The 15,655-nt window shown below is 55.1% G+C and carries 13 protein-coding genes and 2 pseudogenes; 9 read left to right on the top strand and 6 right to left on the bottom strand.

Annotated elements, in window-relative coordinates; genetic code table 11:
- Positions 1 to 140: 140 nt before the first annotated feature.
- The 5 genes and pseudogenes from GPM19_RS13035 to GPM19_RS13015 all read right to left on the bottom strand — a co-directional run.
- Positions 141 to 1,454 (bottom strand): peptidoglycan-binding protein, encoded by a 1,314-nt coding sequence (locus GPM19_RS13035; RefSeq protein ID WP_160419449.1) that lies wholly within the window; start codon positions 1,452 to 1,454, stop codon positions 141 to 143.
- Between the two features lie 213 nt (positions 1,455 to 1,667).
- Complete coding sequence (locus tag GPM19_RS13030) at positions 1,668 to 2,285, bottom strand: class I SAM-dependent methyltransferase (RefSeq protein WP_160419448.1); 618 nt, start codon at positions 2,283 to 2,285, stop codon at positions 1,668 to 1,670.
- A gap of 614 nt (positions 2,286 to 2,899) precedes the next feature.
- On the bottom strand, positions 2,900 to 3,355 hold the full coding sequence (locus GPM19_RS13025; protein ID WP_160419447.1) for a thioesterase family protein: 456 nt from the start codon (positions 3,353 to 3,355) through the stop codon (positions 2,900 to 2,902).
- Positions 3,355 to 3,513 (bottom strand): annotated as a pseudogene (locus GPM19_RS13020) (L-carnitine dehydrogenase); the annotation flags it as partial. The gene GPM19_RS13025 and the pseudogene GPM19_RS13020, both read right to left, overlap by 1 nt.
- Before the next feature lie 169 nt (positions 3,514 to 3,682).
- Positions 3,683 to 3,841, bottom strand: a pseudogene (locus GPM19_RS13015) (3-keto-5-aminohexanoate cleavage protein); the annotation flags it as partial.
- A 111-nt stretch (positions 3,842 to 3,952) separates the two neighbouring features.
- On the opposite strand from GPM19_RS13015, the gene GPM19_RS13010 reads away from it, so the two are divergent.
- From GPM19_RS13010 to GPM19_RS12970, 9 genes are all read left to right on the top strand, one after another.
- Positions 3,953 to 4,168 carry a hypothetical protein gene (locus tag GPM19_RS13010; RefSeq protein WP_160419446.1) on the top strand — a complete coding sequence of 72 codons (216 nt, stop codon included), beginning with the start codon at positions 3,953 to 3,955 and terminating at the stop codon, positions 4,166 to 4,168.
- Between the two features lie 53 nt (positions 4,169 to 4,221).
- A complete protein-coding gene (locus tag GPM19_RS13005; protein ID WP_227842430.1) occupies positions 4,222 to 5,214 on the top strand; it encodes a GlxA family transcriptional regulator in 993 nt (330 codons plus the stop codon).
- A gap of 216 nt (positions 5,215 to 5,430) precedes the next feature.
- Complete coding sequence (gene glyA / locus GPM19_RS13000; RefSeq protein WP_160419445.1) at positions 5,431 to 6,738, top strand: serine hydroxymethyltransferase; 1,308 nt, start codon at positions 5,431 to 5,433, stop codon at positions 6,736 to 6,738.
- Between the two features lie 47 nt (positions 6,739 to 6,785).
- Entirely contained in the window at positions 6,786 to 8,036 is a 1,251-nt protein-coding gene (locus GPM19_RS12995; protein WP_160419444.1) for a sarcosine oxidase subunit beta family protein, read from the top strand.
- A 12-nt stretch (positions 8,037 to 8,048) separates the two neighbouring features.
- On the top strand, positions 8,049 to 8,441 hold the full coding sequence (locus tag GPM19_RS12990) for a sarcosine oxidase subunit delta (protein ID WP_160419443.1): 393 nt from the start codon (positions 8,049 to 8,051) through the stop codon (positions 8,439 to 8,441).
- Positions 8,438 to 11,479, top strand: a complete 3,042-nt coding sequence (locus tag GPM19_RS12985) for a sarcosine oxidase subunit alpha (RefSeq protein WP_160419442.1) — start codon at positions 8,438 to 8,440, stop codon at positions 11,477 to 11,479. Before GPM19_RS12990 ends, GPM19_RS12985 begins: the two co-directional genes overlap by 4 nt.
- On the top strand, positions 11,472 to 12,107 hold the full coding sequence (locus tag GPM19_RS12980) for a sarcosine oxidase subunit gamma (protein WP_160419441.1): 636 nt from the start codon (positions 11,472 to 11,474) through the stop codon (positions 12,105 to 12,107). The genes GPM19_RS12985 and GPM19_RS12980 overlap by 8 nt, the downstream gene beginning before the upstream one ends.
- Before the next feature lie 62 nt (positions 12,108 to 12,169).
- Entirely contained in the window at positions 12,170 to 13,036 is an 867-nt protein-coding gene (purU, locus tag GPM19_RS12975) for a formyltetrahydrofolate deformylase (RefSeq protein WP_160419440.1), read from the top strand.
- Positions 13,037 to 13,214: 178 nt separating this feature from the next.
- Complete coding sequence (locus GPM19_RS12970) at positions 13,215 to 14,597, top strand: L-serine ammonia-lyase (protein WP_160419439.1); 1,383 nt, start codon at positions 13,215 to 13,217, stop codon at positions 14,595 to 14,597.
- Between the two features lie 93 nt (positions 14,598 to 14,690).
- Here GPM19_RS12970 and GPM19_RS12965 read toward each other — a convergent pair whose 3' ends face one another.
- Positions 14,691 to 15,584: a LysR family transcriptional regulator gene (locus tag GPM19_RS12965; protein ID WP_160419438.1), complete on the bottom strand. Its 894-nt coding sequence runs from the start codon at positions 15,582 to 15,584 to the stop codon at positions 14,691 to 14,693.
- Positions 15,585 to 15,655: the final 71 nt, after the last annotated feature.

Below are 15,655 nucleotides of genomic sequence, written 5' to 3'. Positions count from 1 at the left end.
AACTCTGGATGCTGATACGCGCGCCCTGCGTTTTGTCTGGGTGCTTGTGCTTGTATTTTGAGTTTGAGACCGCCCTTGCCGAGTTCCAGACGATTGATTATCCGGAACTCGGCACCTATGAAAAGATGCGGCTGCCCGGCTCAGTGATCCTGGAGCTGCACCTGGCGTAGGGTGTAATCGCCTCCCTGGTTTGCCAGCACGAAGCCCTCGAAGGGGTCGCGCAGGCTGTTGTCCTGCACGCGCAGCAGGCGCCGGCCGTCCACCTGAACCTCCATCTGCCCGTTCTCGTCACGAGTCCAGACGATGCTGTGGAACCGGCCATCCTCGAGGTCGAGCCTGCCGTCGTGGCGTGCCACGATCTCGGGGCTTCCGGAAATCAGCCTGACCAGGCTGAGTCCCGGGCGCGAGCCGGCAGAGTAAACCAGGCGGTAGCCGGTTCCATCGGGCCGGTTATCCTGGAAGAGTCCCAGTTCCAGGCTGCCCGGCTGCTGGCGGGAGGCGAGTTCCAGCTCCATCCTGAAAGCGTTGTCGACGGGCGCATTGACGAAGATCTTTGCTGGCTCCACGGGGGTGGGTACTTCGTCCTGCCTGGCATTGCCCGTCTGATCGAGGATCAGTTCCAGCATGGCCAGGCCGATCTCCTCCGGACGATCGGAGCTGAGACCGCGCGAGTTGCGACTGGTCGCCCGTTGAGTCTCCACGATGCTGCGCAACCCATTCTCATCGACCTCAAAGTCGCCGCTGAGTACCGTCCAGGAGGGATTGCGACGGTAATCACCGTCGCTGAAGTTCTCCTGCAGGGCGACCCGAGGCGAGGCGTCGGGTTGCGGCTCAGAGGGCGCGGCCACCTCTTCCTTCTCTGTCTGGCGCAAGCGTTTCAGGAGGTCAGATGATGCGCGGCCGTTCCGGTCAATGTCCATATCGGCCTGATACTGGCGTATCGCGTTGCGGGTGCGGCTTCCCATGGCGCCATCCACCGGGCCGGCGTCATAGCCGAGGCGATTGAGCTCGCGCTGTATCTCGGCCACGCCTTGCCGATCCGTCAGGGTCTCGATGTCGGGCCGCGATTGCGGTGTCGCCTGTGAAGAAGGTGCCTCTTCCGGCTGCCAGCCACGTGCCGCCTGCTGCGCCCTAGCGATCTGTTCGGATGTCATGCGTTCGGCCAGCGCATCGCGTGCCTCGGCGGCATGGCGGTGACCGCGGGCCGCGGCCAGGTTGTACCACTTGTGGGCCTGTACAAAATTCTGGGTGGTTCCGTTGCCGGCCTCATTCAGGCGGCCCAGCATGTACTGAGCATCGGCATCGCCGTTACGGGCCGCGTCGCCAAATTCCTGCAGTGCCTGGCGGTACTCCTGTTGCTCGTAATAGCGCATGCCGTCGGCGTAATCGGCGCTGGCCAGCGCGACGTGACCGGACAGAAGGAGCAGAAATGCAAATTTTTTGATGATACTCATGGAGCGTCTCCAGTGAATTGGGTGGCATCTTCGACCTTCAGCCTCTGAGGTGAGGCTCAACGAAGACCGAGAACAGATGAAATTACCAACACGATAACGACTACCCCGCAATATAGACAATAATGATTAGTTTGAGTCCTTTCAGGGCGAGCAAGTGCGTCAATACTCAGGAACTGTTTTATCCACGGAGTCTTTGCACCGAGACCGTGGGTCTTATCCTGTCTTTCTGAAGCAGGCGTACAGGAACTGTTGGATGCTGCCTCCTGGTGTCCGGTGGTATTCAAGGCTATGGTCGACCAGCTCGAAGCGAGGCCCAAGCTGTTCACTCAACCGCTTGGTATCGTAGCGGACGGTTTCAAGCCCACTGCACTGCTGAGGGCCCTCAGGCCCGAAGGTAGCCATCACCAGGTGGCCGTTGGGAGCCAGGCTGTGCAGCACTTGCTGGACATAAGCCGCGCGCTGTTGCCGATCGACGAGAAAGTGAAATACCGCACGGTCATGCCAGACGTCATAACGCTGCCTGGGAAGGTTCGCCTGGGTGATGTCACCGACAAGCCACTTTACGGTGTTGGCAGCGTTCCCCAGGCGTTGCCGCGCCACCTGGAGTGCCAAGGGGGAGATATCCAGAACGCTGATATCCCGATAGCCGCGCAGCAATAGATCATCGACCAGCGTTGACTCGCCGCCACCCACATCAATGATGGCTGCCCCATGATCTGGTGCTGCGACTTCGATGAGCTGTACCGACTTCTCCAGGTGCGGACGATACCAGCTAACCACTTCCTGCGCCTTGTCTCGGTACACTGCTTCCCAGTAGGCCTTGGTTGTCATCTGCTTTCTCTCCAGTGTGTGGCGGCCTGCTTAGGTGGGTATCGAGATTGTCTTTGCCAGCCGGCCAATGGGTAGGCGATCACCAGGTATCTGTGGCCTGAGGCCTCGAGCCTACAATAGCATTGTGATTGGTTCTTGAGCCTACTACCTTGACCTTGGGCTACGCCTTGGCTGTAAGCTCATAAGTTGAGTGCTCCCAGCGTCTTTCCTAACTCGAGACGTTTTTGCCATCAGTAAGATAAGCCGAAGACTGACGAGCAGCGCGAGCAGATACAGCGGGGCAACGCCGCGCAGTAATGTGTCGGGCATATACTCGGTGCTTGTCGCTCGGCGGGCACCGCTCTCCATCGAGATAGACGACTACGCCATTGAGGGCGACATGCCCTTTGAAGCAGAGTAGATAAGCTTTTCGAAGAATTCCTCGACACTGACACCGACGGCATTGGGCATGCCGGCATGCCCATCGGCACTCCGGAGTCGTCGGCGTGGGGGTTGTTGGGGTAGTCGAAGGCGCCGGTGTCGTCGAGGTAGAAGGTCGGCTCGGCGATCCCGCTTGGCCACTCAACGCACCGAGCGGTTAATTTTCTTGGTCAGACGAGTCAGCGGGTTCTTCCTCAGCGTTGAATACCGATGGTGCGTCTGGCCAATTCCGGCCAGGCATCGGCATTGGCCTGGGGCAACGTAGTGATGGCTGCCTCGACGGGTGCAGGGAAGGGCGCCGGACGCCCGGCCTCGCTGTCGATGCCCATTAGCATCTGCTCGCTGGTGGCCAGCAGGTTCCCTTCAACGTCACAAAGTTCAAAGAAGATATGCAGTCGCTTGGCGTCGTGGTCGAGCAGCGTCACGCCGACCTGTAAAGGCTGACCCTCATGGGCCTCGCGGCGGTAGCAGAGGTGGGTTTCCAGGGTGTAGAGGGTGTAGCCGTGCCGCTTGCGGCCTTCTTCATCCAGGCCAATATGATCCATCAGCGCCTCCACTGCCAAGGAGAACACCCTGGCGTATTCGGCGTCGTTCATATGGCCGTTATAGTCGACCCACTCGGGGGCGACGTGGCTTTCCAAAATCATCATCAGATGCGTCCCTCCAGGCCCTCGGCTTCGGGCCAGTATTTCTGTGTCAATGCGAGCAGCTCCACCAGAAAGTTATCCCGGCGTCGGTCAAGCTCAAACACCAGGCGGCCAGCGGCCTGATATTCGCAGCCTTCCACTACCCGGTCGATCAGTTCATCGATGGTGGCCACGCCGTCCTCGGCCAGGCCCTGGCGCTCAAGCAATGGCCAGCCGTTGCCGATCACCCCGCCGGTACCGATGACAGAAAGTTGATGGCTCATGCATTACCTCCTGCGATGGGTGCACCGTTCCGGCAGGAGTTCGCCCACCGGCGCGTGGCGCTGGGCCGGGGTCACGTACATGAATATGCGCCACACTGGCGCCAGCCTTGGCGGCCGCGAGGCAGTTGTCGGCGATCTGCTTGGGAGTCACCGGCACATTGGGGTTCTTGCCAGCGGTATCGCCAGCGCCGGTAACGGCGCAGGTCAGGATGACGTTGCGGTTCATGCTCCGCTCCTTTTATCGGTTCATGATTTAACGTCATGCAGTGTGGCTGCATTGTCATGTGCTTTGTTGATGTAAGGCGACACTGGGAGTGCAATAAGCGACGTTTTTAGAATGGGGAGGCGTGACCAAGGGCCTTACATGGTGTTCGGCATGGACTTTCCCGAGCAGCCACTGTTTGATCTATACGTCTTGGCTGAGCGTGCCATCCGGGTATATAGCCTGGCGGTGGCACCTCCTGCCTCGATCGTAGACATCGATGATCACCCGCGTGGTAATATGGGTAGCCTTAATGCCAATGGCTATACAATGAAGGTCTACCCAATTTGATAGTATCCCGGTCTGACGCTGCCCTTGATAAACCCCTGTCGGTGGGATTCGTCTTGCTGCATCGTTTTACACTTTTGCCTTTCGCAGCGTTTGTTGATTGTTTGCGTCTGGCTGCCGACGAGGGTGACCGCAGTCGCCAGCTTCGCTGTCATTGGACGTTCATGACCAGTACCGGAGAGCATGCAACGTCTAGTTGCGGCGCAGCCATCACGCCTTGTGTTCCCCTGCAGGATCCCCAGGAGTTTGATTATATCGTTGTGATTGGGGGGATTCAGGACGAGCATAACCGGGTCGATTCCCAGGCATTGGCTTACTTGCGACGGGCGGCGGCAGAAAAAGTCTCATTGGTAGGGGTATGTACCGGGGTTTTCGCCCTGATCCAAGCAGGGCTGATGGAGGGACGCCGTTGTTGCGTCAGCTGGTACCATCACCGCGATCTCACCCGACGCTTCCCCGCCATCACACCCGTGGCCGATCGTCTCTTTATCGATGATGGTGATCTCCTCACCTGTGCGGGCGGTGCATCCACGGCGGACCTGGCTGCCTATCTCATAGAGCGTCACATGGGTAAGGCCTGGGCCATGAAGAGCCTGCATATCATGTTGATTGATGAGGCCCGCTCAGGTAGCTATGCTCAGCCGCAGCCAGTAGTTTTCGTCAAGGTGGAAGATCGTTTGGTCAGACGTGCCATTGCCCTGCTTGAGCAGCATTTAGGTGAATCCATGTCGGTAGACGTTCTCTCTGAGCGAGTAGGAACGTCCAGGCGCCATCTGGAGCGGCGCTTTCGCGATACATTGGGGGTAAGCCCTCAAAAGTTTTCGCGGGAATTACGTTTGCGTTATGGCCTATGGCTACTGCACTACACCGAAAAAAGCGTCACCGAGATCGGCGGACGCTGTGGTTTTGCCGACACTGCTCATTTCTCACGCAATTTCCGCACTGCTTTTGGGCTGTCGCCCTCTGACATACGCAAACATGCCGGGCTCCCGGATAGCATGCCTGTCGATCCTCACTTCTTGCATGTTCATGATGAAGCCATGCGCTGAAGGATCTCTGCCACACCGCTGAGTGACACCCCGCTTATTTTTTAGGCACCCATCTCTGTATTCAGCGCCTCCACATCCTGCGTTTTCCGACTCCGTTCATAAAACTTGTCGCATCTGTTCAATTCCTGCACCACTGCCTTGGCGTTAAATTGAGCTAAGCGCTGCCGCTTCGCGCATCTATTGATCCGAACATAAGAATAACCTCAGGAGAATAACATGAACCAATCTAGCCTTAATGTTTTCGATACGCGGATTGCGCAAGCCATCGCAGAAGAAGTGTCACGCCAGGAAGCGCATATCGAATTAATCGCTTCCGAGAATTACACCAGCCGGGCCGTCATGGAGGCTCAGGGCAGCCAGTTGACCAACAAGTATGCTGAAGGTTATCCCGGTCGGCGTTATTACGGCGGCTGCGAGTTTGTCGACAAGGTCGAGACGTTAGCTATCGCAAGGGCGTGTGACTTATTCAGCGCTGACTATGCCAATGTTCAGCCGCATTCTGGCGCTCAGGCCAACGCAGCCGTCTTCATGGCGCTGATTAAGCCGGGCGACACCGTACTGGGTATGAGCCTGGCGCATGGTGGTCACCTAACCCACGGCGCTGCACCGAACTTTTCCGGTAAGCATTATCATGCCGTGCAGTATGGCCTGAATATCGAGACGGGTGAAATCGACTACGCCGAAGTCGAACGTCTTGCACGTGAGCATCAGCCAAAGATGATCATTGCGGGTTTTTCCGCCTACTCGCGCGTGGTCGACTGGCGCCGTTTCCGCACCATTGCCGACGAAGTGGGTGCCTATCTGATGGTGGATATGGCACATGTTGCCGGTTTGGTCGCTGCAGGGCTCTATCCTAGCCCGCTGCCGCATGCCCATGTGGTCACGACCACGACCCACAAGACATTGCGTGGCCCCCGTGGAGGACTGATCCTGTCCGCGCACGGCGATGAAGCGATGTACAAGAAGCTTAATGGTGCAGTGTTCCCGGGGCAGCAGGGCGGTCCGCTCATGCATGTGATCGCGGCCAAGGCCGTGGCCTTCAAGGAGGCAATGAGCCAAGAGTTCGTCAGCTACCAGCGCCAGGTCATCGCCAACGCTCGCGCAATGGCGAAAGTCTTCATTGATCGTGGCTACGATGTTGTTTCCGGCGGCACCGACGATCACCTATTCCTCGTCTCGCTGATCAAACAAGGGGTGACCGGCAAGGACGCAGATGCGGCCTTGGGCCGGGCGCACATCACTGTTAACAAGAATGCCGTACCCAACGATCCGCAAAGCCCCTTCGTGACGTCTGGCTTGCGCATCGGTACGCCGGCCGTCACTTCCCGCGGGTTTGACGAGAACGATTGCGAACAATTGTCGACTTGGATCTGCGACATTCTTGATGTGCTCGCCAACCAGAGCAACACCGACGAGGTGGAAGCCGACGTTCTCCATAAAGTAGCCGCGCTCTGTGCTCGCTATCCGGTTTATGGCGAAGCCAGGGCCGACGAGACGGCAGTCAGTGAGACACCGGTAGCTTGAGCCTGAATGTCAACGGGCTCTGACGGAGCCGATCGAGGAGAAAGTCCATGCAACATTATTCCGGCTTTGGATTGGTCAAGCATGCGCTCAGCCATCATGAGAACTGGCAACGCCAGTGGCGCAACCCCACGCCGAAGAAAGAGTACGATGTCATTATCGTCGGCGGTGGCGGTCATGGCCTGGCCACCGCTTACTATCTGGCTAAAGTACATGGGATCACCAACGTGGCGGTGATCGAGAAGGGCTGGTTAGGCGGTGGCAACACCGCGCGAAATACCACGATTGTGCGTTCCAACTACCTGTGGGACGAGTCGGCGGCCCTTTATGAGCACTCCATGAAACTCTGGGAGGGGTTGTCGCAGGATCTCAATTACAACGTGATGTTCTCGCAACGCGGTGTATTGAATCTCGGCCATACCCTTCAGGACATGCGCGATATCCAGCGGCGTGTCAATGCCAACCGCTTGAATGGTATTGACGGTGAGGTACTGGACACCAAGGGTGTTCAAGACATAGTGCCCATCATGGACTGCTCTAAAAACGCTCGTTATCCGGTCATGGGTGCTTCGTGGCAGCCACGTGCTGGTGTGGCCCGGCATGATGCCGTGGCCTGGGGGTATGCGCGGGGTGCGGACGCGCGTGGCGTCGATATCCTCCAGCAGACTGAAGTCACTGGCTTCAAGATCCACGACGGGCGTGTCGTGGGAGTGCATACCAACCGGGGCGACATCGGGGCCAAGACGGTCGGTTGTGTTGCGTCGGGTAATTCCGGTGTATTGGCCAAGATGGCTGGCTTCAAGTTGCCGATCGAGTCCCATCCATTACAGGCACTGGTTTCAGAACCACTCAAACCAGTTCTCGATACCGTGGTGATGTCCAACCATGTGCATGGCTATATCAGCCAGTCGGACAAGGGCGATCTGGTCATCGGCGCCGGTATCGACGGTTATGTGGGCTATGGCCAGCGTGGCAGCTACGCCACTGTGGAACACACCTTGCAGGCGATTGTAGAAATGTTCCCTATCTTCTCGCGCGTGCGCATGAACCGTCAGTGGGGCGGCATCGTCGATACCTGCCCCGACGCCTGCCCGATTCTCTCGGCCACGCCGGTCAAAGGGCTATTTTTCAATTGCGGTTGGGGCACCGGGGGCTTCAAGGCTACGCCGGGCTCGGGGCACATCTTTGCAGCGACATTGGCAAAGGGCAAAGCTCATCCCTTGGCCGCTCCGTTCTCTATCGACCGTTTTCATACCGGTGCGCTTGTCGATGAACATGGCGCTGCGGGTGTCGCGCACTAAGGAGGCACTGTCATGTTCCATATCTATTGTCCGTACTGTGAAGAGCATCGCGAAGAGGAAGAGTTTCACCCCAAGGGACAGGCGCATATTCAGCGTCCGGTTGACCCTGAGGCGTGCTCCGACGAAGCCTGGGGAGATTACCTGTTCTTCCGCGATAACCCTCGAGGCATTCATCATGAATTATGGGTGCACGCGGTAGGCTGCCGTAAATTCTTCAACATAACCCGTCATACCGTGAGCTACGAGATCCTCGAGACTTACAAGATGGGGGAAAAGCCTTCAATAACGGCGGCGGACCTTTCTGAAAAAGACAAGCAGGCAGGTGTTCAGGCGGCCTCGGGCGGCTGGCAAACCGTAGGGGCCCGGCCTGAAAGCGAAGCATTGAACAAGGAGGCGCGGGCATGACTCAGGTCAATCGACTAAAGCAGGGCGGACGTATCGATCGGTCCCGTCCCTTGAAATTCGTCTTCAATGGTCAGCAATATGCGGGGTATGGGGGTGATACGCTGGCATCGGCGCTGTTGGCCAATGGCGTCGATATCGTCAATCGCAGTTTCAAGTATTCGCGTCCGCGCGGGATTGTTGCCGCCGGCGCCGAGGAACCCAATGCGGTGGTACAGCTGGGTGCCACGGAAGCGGCTCAAGTGCCCAATGTACGCGCCACGCAGCAGGCGCTCTATCAAGGGTTGACCGCACGCAGCACCAATGGCTGGCCCAATGTCCAGCGTGACCTGATGGGCATGGTCGGTAAGCTGAGTGGAACCTTCATGCCGCCCGGCTTTTATTACAAGACTTTCATGGCGCCGGCGTCGCTATGGATGACCTACGAAAAATATATCCGCAAGAGTGCAGGGTTGGGACGCAGCCCGGCCGAGCCCGATCCGGACAGCTACGAGCATATTAATCAGCATTGCGATGTACTGATTATCGGTGCTGGCCCGGCGGGGTTGACCGCCGCTGTCACGGCGGCACGTAATGGGGCGCGGGTCATTTTCTGCGACGAGCAGGAAGAAATGGGCGGTTCGCTGTTGGACAGTCGCGAGTTGATTGATGATATGCCTGCGGCGCAATGGGTCGATCGAATTCTCGACGAACTCAGCAGCTTGAGCAACGTGACCCTACTGCCACGCACTACCGCCAATGGCTACCATGACCACAACTTCGTGACTCTGCACGAACGTCGCACCGAGCATCTGGGCGATAGTGCACCCACCGGTGGTCGTCGGCAGGCGCGAGCCCGACTGCATCGGGTTCGTGCCAGCCAGGTGGTGTTAGCGGCAGGAGCCCATGAGCGCCCATTGGTCTATGCCAATAACGATGTTCCCGGCAACCTGCTCGCCGGTGCGGTCTCCACCTATATTCGTCGCTATGGCGTGATGCCCGGACAAAAATTGGTGTTGTCCGTGACCAATGATCACGCCTATCGTACTGCACTGGACTGGCAAGAGGCGGGCTGCGAGGTAGTAGCGATTGCCGATGCGCGGGCCAACCCCAAGGGCGAGCTGGTCGAGAAGGCCCAGTCGCTGGGTATCCGTATCATTGCCCAGAGTGCCGTGATCGAAGCCAAAGGGTCTAACCGTGTCAGCGCCGCTTGCGTCGCCAAGATTGACGCCGATTCGTTTTCGGTGGTAGGCCGTGTCGAGGAACTAGCTTGCGATACTATCGCCAGCTCTGGTGGTTACAGTCCGGTCATTCATTTGTCCTCGCATACCGGCACGCGTCCTCTCTGGCGTGATGACATTCTGGGCTTCGTGCCAGGCGAAGTGAAAGGCCTTACCGCCACCGGCGGTGTGCGCGGTGTTTATCCGCTGCATGAGGTCATCCGAGACGCTGCGGATGCCGGGGTCCGCGCGACGCTGGCCGCAGGTGTTAAGACCCACGCTGAAGCCACTACGCTTCCCCAGGTCGCTGCTCGCCAGGATGGCGAGGCCTGTGCCCTTTATCAGGTACCGCACCGCAAGCCATCCATGCGCGCGCCCAAGCAGTTCGTCGATCTTCAAAATGATGTCACCGCAGCTGGCATTGAGTTGGCCACCCGCGAAGGCTTCGAGTCCATCGAACACATCAAACGCTACACGGCGATGGGGTTCGGGACCGATCAGGGTAAGCTCGGCAATATCAATGGTATGGCCATTGCTGCCCGCTGCCTGAAGCGCACCATTCCCGAGGTCGGTACTACCGTCTTCCGACCCAATTACACCCCGGTCACCTTTGGCGCCATCGCTGGTCGCCACTGCCGTGACTTGTTTGATCCTGAGCGTTACACCGCATTGCATCAATGGCATGTCGAGCAGGGCGCCGAATTCGAAGACGTGGGGCAGTGGAAACGCCCCTGGTACTTTCCGCGCACCGTCAATGGCAAGAAAGAAACCATGCATGAGGCCGTGTCCCGCGAGTGTCTTGCAGTCCGCGAGCATATCGGCATTCTCGACGCCTCGACCCTGGGCAAGATCGATATCCAGGGCCCCGACGCCCGTGAGTTCCTGGGCCGTGTCTACACCAACAAGTGGGCCAAGCTGGACGTTGGCCGGGTCCGTTATGGGTTGATGTGCAAGGACGACGGCATGCTCATGGATGACGGGACAACCAGCTGCCTGGGTGAAAATCACTTTCTGATGACCACCACCACGGGCGGGGCTGCCGGGGTGATGGAGTGGATGGAGCTCTGGCATCAGACCGAATGGCCCGAACTGGATGTCTACTTCACTTCGGTCACCGATCACTGGGCAACCATGACCGTGACCGGGCCGGATGCTCGCAAGCTGCTGGCAGAAATCACCGATATTGATCTAGACAAGGATCAGTTCAAGTTCATGGACTGGCGTGAAGGAACGGTCGCGGGGGTGCCTGCGCGTGTCTTTCGGATTTCGTTCACGGGTGAGCTGTCCTACGAGATCAACGTTCAAGCCAATTACGCCATGCATGTCTGGAAGACACTCTTCGAGCATGGGGAAAAGTATGAGCTGACCCCTTATGGCACCGAGACGATGCACGTCCTGCGCGCAGAAAAAGGGTTGATCATTGTCGGTCAGGACACTGACGGATCGGTCACTCCAGAAGACCTGGGAATGCAGTGGGCAATCGGCTATGACAAGCCATTTACCTGGATCGGTAAGCGAGCGCTGTCCCGTCCTGATACCCGGCGCGCCGATCGCAAGCAATTTGTCGGCCTGAAACCCAAGGACGCCAAGGTAGTACTCGAGGAAGGGGCCCAGATCGTGCTCGATCCCAATCAAAGTATTCCTATGGCCATGGTAGGGCATGTGACATCCAGCTATTACAGTCCCACGCTGGGGCATGGCTTTGCCTTGGCGGTAGTCAAGGGTGGGCATCAGCGAATGGGCGAGACTGTTTATTTGCCCATGGTGGATGGAACAGTTTACGAAGCCGAGATTGTCAGCCCTGTATTCGTCGATCCCAAAGGAGAGCGCCAGCATGTCTGACGTGAAAGAGTTTGATACCCGGCCTGCCGGAAACCCGAGTGCTGAATCGCCGCTAGCGTGGACTTTTCATCGCCAAGGAGTGCTGCCACGCGACGCCAATGCGGGAGTGAGGCTTCGTGAGAAGTCCTTTCTGGGGCATCTAATCCTACGCGGTGGTGCCATCATTCTGGATGAGGCCGTGCGCGAGGTGCTGGGCATGGCATTGCCTGCCCGGCCCAACACGTTAACGCTGGATGAGAGCGGTGAGCGTTCGATCCAGTGGCTGTCTCCCGATGAATGGCTCGTCATTGTCCCGGGTGGCGAAGAGTTTGCGCTAGAAAGCCGGTTGCGCAAGGCCATGGGGCAGGCGCATTACAGCATCATCAACGTGAGCGGTGGGCAAACCGTATTCACGCTACAGGGTGAGAAAGCGCGAGAAGTACTCATGAAGTCAACACTCTACGATGTGCACACGCAAGCGTTCCCGGTGGGCAAGGGTGTATCGACGGTCTTTGCCAAGAGCACTGTTGTGTTGCGCCGGCCCAACGAAGACAGCTGGGAGCTGGTGGTGCGCAGAAGTTTTGCCGATTACTGCTATCGCTGGCTATTGGATGCTGCGGCTGAGTATGGCGCCATCGTAGAGCGTTAAGTCGACAGGCCGGTCGAGTGCCGGCCTTTTCTCTAGCAAACCGATAACAAGTGGGGGGTGTTATGAGCCGAATGGCCGATACTTGGATTCTTGCCGCGCAATGCTCTAGCCGCCTTGGAACGGTCGACGTTGTGACGCGCTTTTTGAAAGAGCAGCAATGCTACATTACCGAACTCAACTCTTTCGATGATCGGCTGAGCGAGCGTTTTTTTATTCGTGCCGAGTTTCGACCCGAGTTAGACGACTTTTGTGGCGAGACTTTCCATGATGCCTTTGCCTCACGCGCGGCTGAGTTCGCCATGAAATTTGAACTGACGCCACCCGGAAAACGCACCGGGACCGTCATACTTGTTTCTAAAGCGGATCATTGTTTGAATGATCTGCTGTATCGCTATCGTATTGGCCAGTTGCCTCTCGACATTCGTGCCGTCGTTTCCAACCATCCGGATCTTGAGCCACTTGCCGCCTGGCATGGGCTTCCCTTTCATTACTTACCGGTCACACCTGAAACTAAGGCGCAACAAGAGGCACAAATACAAAAGGTCATCGAGAGCACCGGGGCAGAGCTTGTGATTTTGGCGCGCTACATGCAGGTGCTGTCTCCGGCCATGTGTGAGCGGTTGGCAGGACGTGCCATCAATATCCACCACTCACTATTGCCGGGGTTCAAGGGTGCCAAACCCTATCATCAAGCATATGAGAAAGGCGTTAAGCTAGTGGGAGCGTCAGCCCATTATATTAATAATGACCTTGACGAAGGGCCCATTATTGCTCAGGGCGTCGAGTCGGTTGATCATGCGCATTATCCAGAGGATTTAGTCGCGAAAGGGCGGGATATCGAATGCCTAACCTTGGCTCGAGGAGTTAGCTACCACCTTGAACGGCGTGTTTTTCTTCATGGGGGGCGAACGGTAGTACTTGGAAATTGACAAGTGCGATAGCTTTAGTAGTTATTTGGTATAATGTTTTTTTTTAATTATTTATAAATCTTCGATCCTGAGAATTTAGGATATTGGTTTATATTAAATAACTTTAATTTCTGGTTAAGATGTTACCGCTATCAGTTATAAAAACGATATATTTAGCGATAATAATTAGGGGTCTACAATGCCAATTAGCGTTTTTGAACTTTTTAAAGTGGGTGTGGGGCCTTCCAGCTCACACACCGTCGGCCCCATGCTAGCTGCTTTTAACTATGTAACCTCGTTACGTGAAAGGGGATTTATTGATAAAGTTTCTTGCCTGGAAATTCACCTTTATGGATCGCTATCGGCGACAGGAATTGGGCATGGAACCGACCAGGCGATTATTATGGGGTTGATGGGGGAGCGCCCCGATACCATTGATCCATGTGTTATTACGCCCCGTATCGAGAAGTTAAAAGAAGAAAATACATTGCAGTTAGGCCAGCAAGCTGACGTTCCTTTCCGCTGGCAGCAGGATCTGTATTTTCATGAAAAATGTTTGCCCTACCACCCCAATGCAATGAGTATTATCACTTACACGAACGTGGGGGAAATACTTTACGAGAATACCTTCTATTCGGTAGGAGGTGGGTTTGTTATCGATCAAGCCCAAGTAGATACTGGGCAGGTGGATTCAGACATTGCAGAGATACCTTTTAATTTCAACAATGCTGCGGAGCTGCTCTCTTATTGTCAAAAAGAGAGCATGAGTATTAGCGATATAATGCTGGAGAATGAAAAGGTCTGGCGGAGCGAGGAGGAGATAAGAAGCGGACTTTGGAAAATATGGCAAGTCATGTGTGAGTGTATTGATAATGGATTAAGCAATGAAGGAATACTGCCTGGCGGCCTAAACGTTAAGCGACGAGCAAGGCTACTCCATCAGCGACTTCAATCTGCTGAGCAGAACACCTGCCTGATTGCTTCGACGTTCTCCGCTATGGAGTGGGTCAATATTTTTGCTTTGGCCGTTAATGAGGAAAATGCGGCGGGAGGGCGTATGGTGACGGCCCCCACCAATGGTGCGGCAGGTATCATCCCCGCTGTTTTACATTACTATATGAAATTTCAAGTGGGTTCTAGCGAGAAGGACATAGTGAAGTTTCTCTTGGCTGCTGGCGCCATTGGCATTCTCTGTAAAAAGAATGCGTCTATCTCGGGGGCAGAAGTCGGTTGCCAAGGGGAAGTGGGTTCTGCTTGCGCCATGGCAGCGGCCGGCTTGGCAGAAGTAATGGGAGGAACTCCTGAGCAAATAGAGCATGCTGCGGAAATTGGGCTTGAACACAACTTGGGCCTGACATGTGATCCCGTCGGCGGCTTAGTCCAGGTTCCCTGCATTGAACGCAATGCTATCGCCACTGTAAAAGCGATCAATGCGGCTCAAATGGCTTTGAGAGGTGATGGGACTCATTTTATCTCTTTGGATAAAGTCATCCGCACGATGCGTGATACAGGAAAGGACATGCTCGATAAATACAAGGAAACATCACGAGGTGGATTGGCAGTTAATGCCATAGAGTGTTGAGTGATTGGTCTCAAAGTATTAAGAAATCGCTGATCAGTTGCCCGGTGACGAATTGTTCAGCGATCCGTAATCCATGATTTTAGACCTTTGTTGTTAAAACGGGACTATTTTCATTTTTTCTGCTAAGTAATCGATGAAAATTCTTAGGCGATTAGGAATGCTTTGCTTATAAGGATAAACAGCATATATATCTGCATTAGGAAGATGATAGTCGCTTAGAACTTTTTTCAAAGTCCCTTTTTTTATATGGTTATAAACGTCCCATTCCGCTCGTATAGCGATACCGTGACCTTTTAAAGTCCAGCTTAAAACGCTTTCTCCATCGTTTGAGCTTAAATTTCCTCCGACACGGACATGATAAATTTGGTCTTCTTTGGTGAAATGCCAGTTTCCGTAAGTTTCTTCGTTTTGTCTGAGTACTATACAATTGTGGTGAGTAAGTTCTTGAGGGCTTTTAGGCTCATTTTTGTTTTCTAAATAGTCTGGTGAAGCACATAAAAATCGTCTATGTGAGGCAATTTTTCTAGCGTGTAAACCAGAGTCGGGAAGTGATCCGAATCGAATGCCGATATCAAAGGAGTTGTTGATTAGATTTAAAGGATGATCAGAGAGGTGCAGATGGCATTCAATTTTAGGATTTTCCTCTATAAAGTCTGAAACAAATCTTGAGACATATTTTCTTCCAAAACCGAAAGGTGCATTAATCCTAATAGGCCCTTCTGCTTCGTTAGTTGTTTGACGTAATGCGGCACTCATCTCTTCTATTGTTGATGTAACCTTGCGGGCGTACTCTAAGTAAATTTTTCCATTAGGTGTTAAGCTCAAAGAACGGGTAGATCTTGATAAAAGTTGACACCCAGCACTTTTTTCAATTTTGGAAAGACGCTTACTTGCAGCTGCGGGAGTAATGTCAGAGTCTTTAGCCGCTTTAGAAATACTTCCAGATTGGCAAATGAAAATAAAAAACTTGAAATCATTGCTAGACATAACCTTAAACTCATAGTTAATTCAGTATTAACTGAAAGTATATTGAATCCATTTCACCTTATCATCTAACA

Source organism: Vreelandella zhuhanensis, from assembly GCF_009793355.1.
GTDB classification, from domain to species: domain Bacteria; phylum Pseudomonadota; class Gammaproteobacteria; order Pseudomonadales; family Halomonadaceae; genus Vreelandella; species Vreelandella zhuhanensis.
This window is presented reverse-complemented; position numbering and strand designations above follow the sequence as displayed.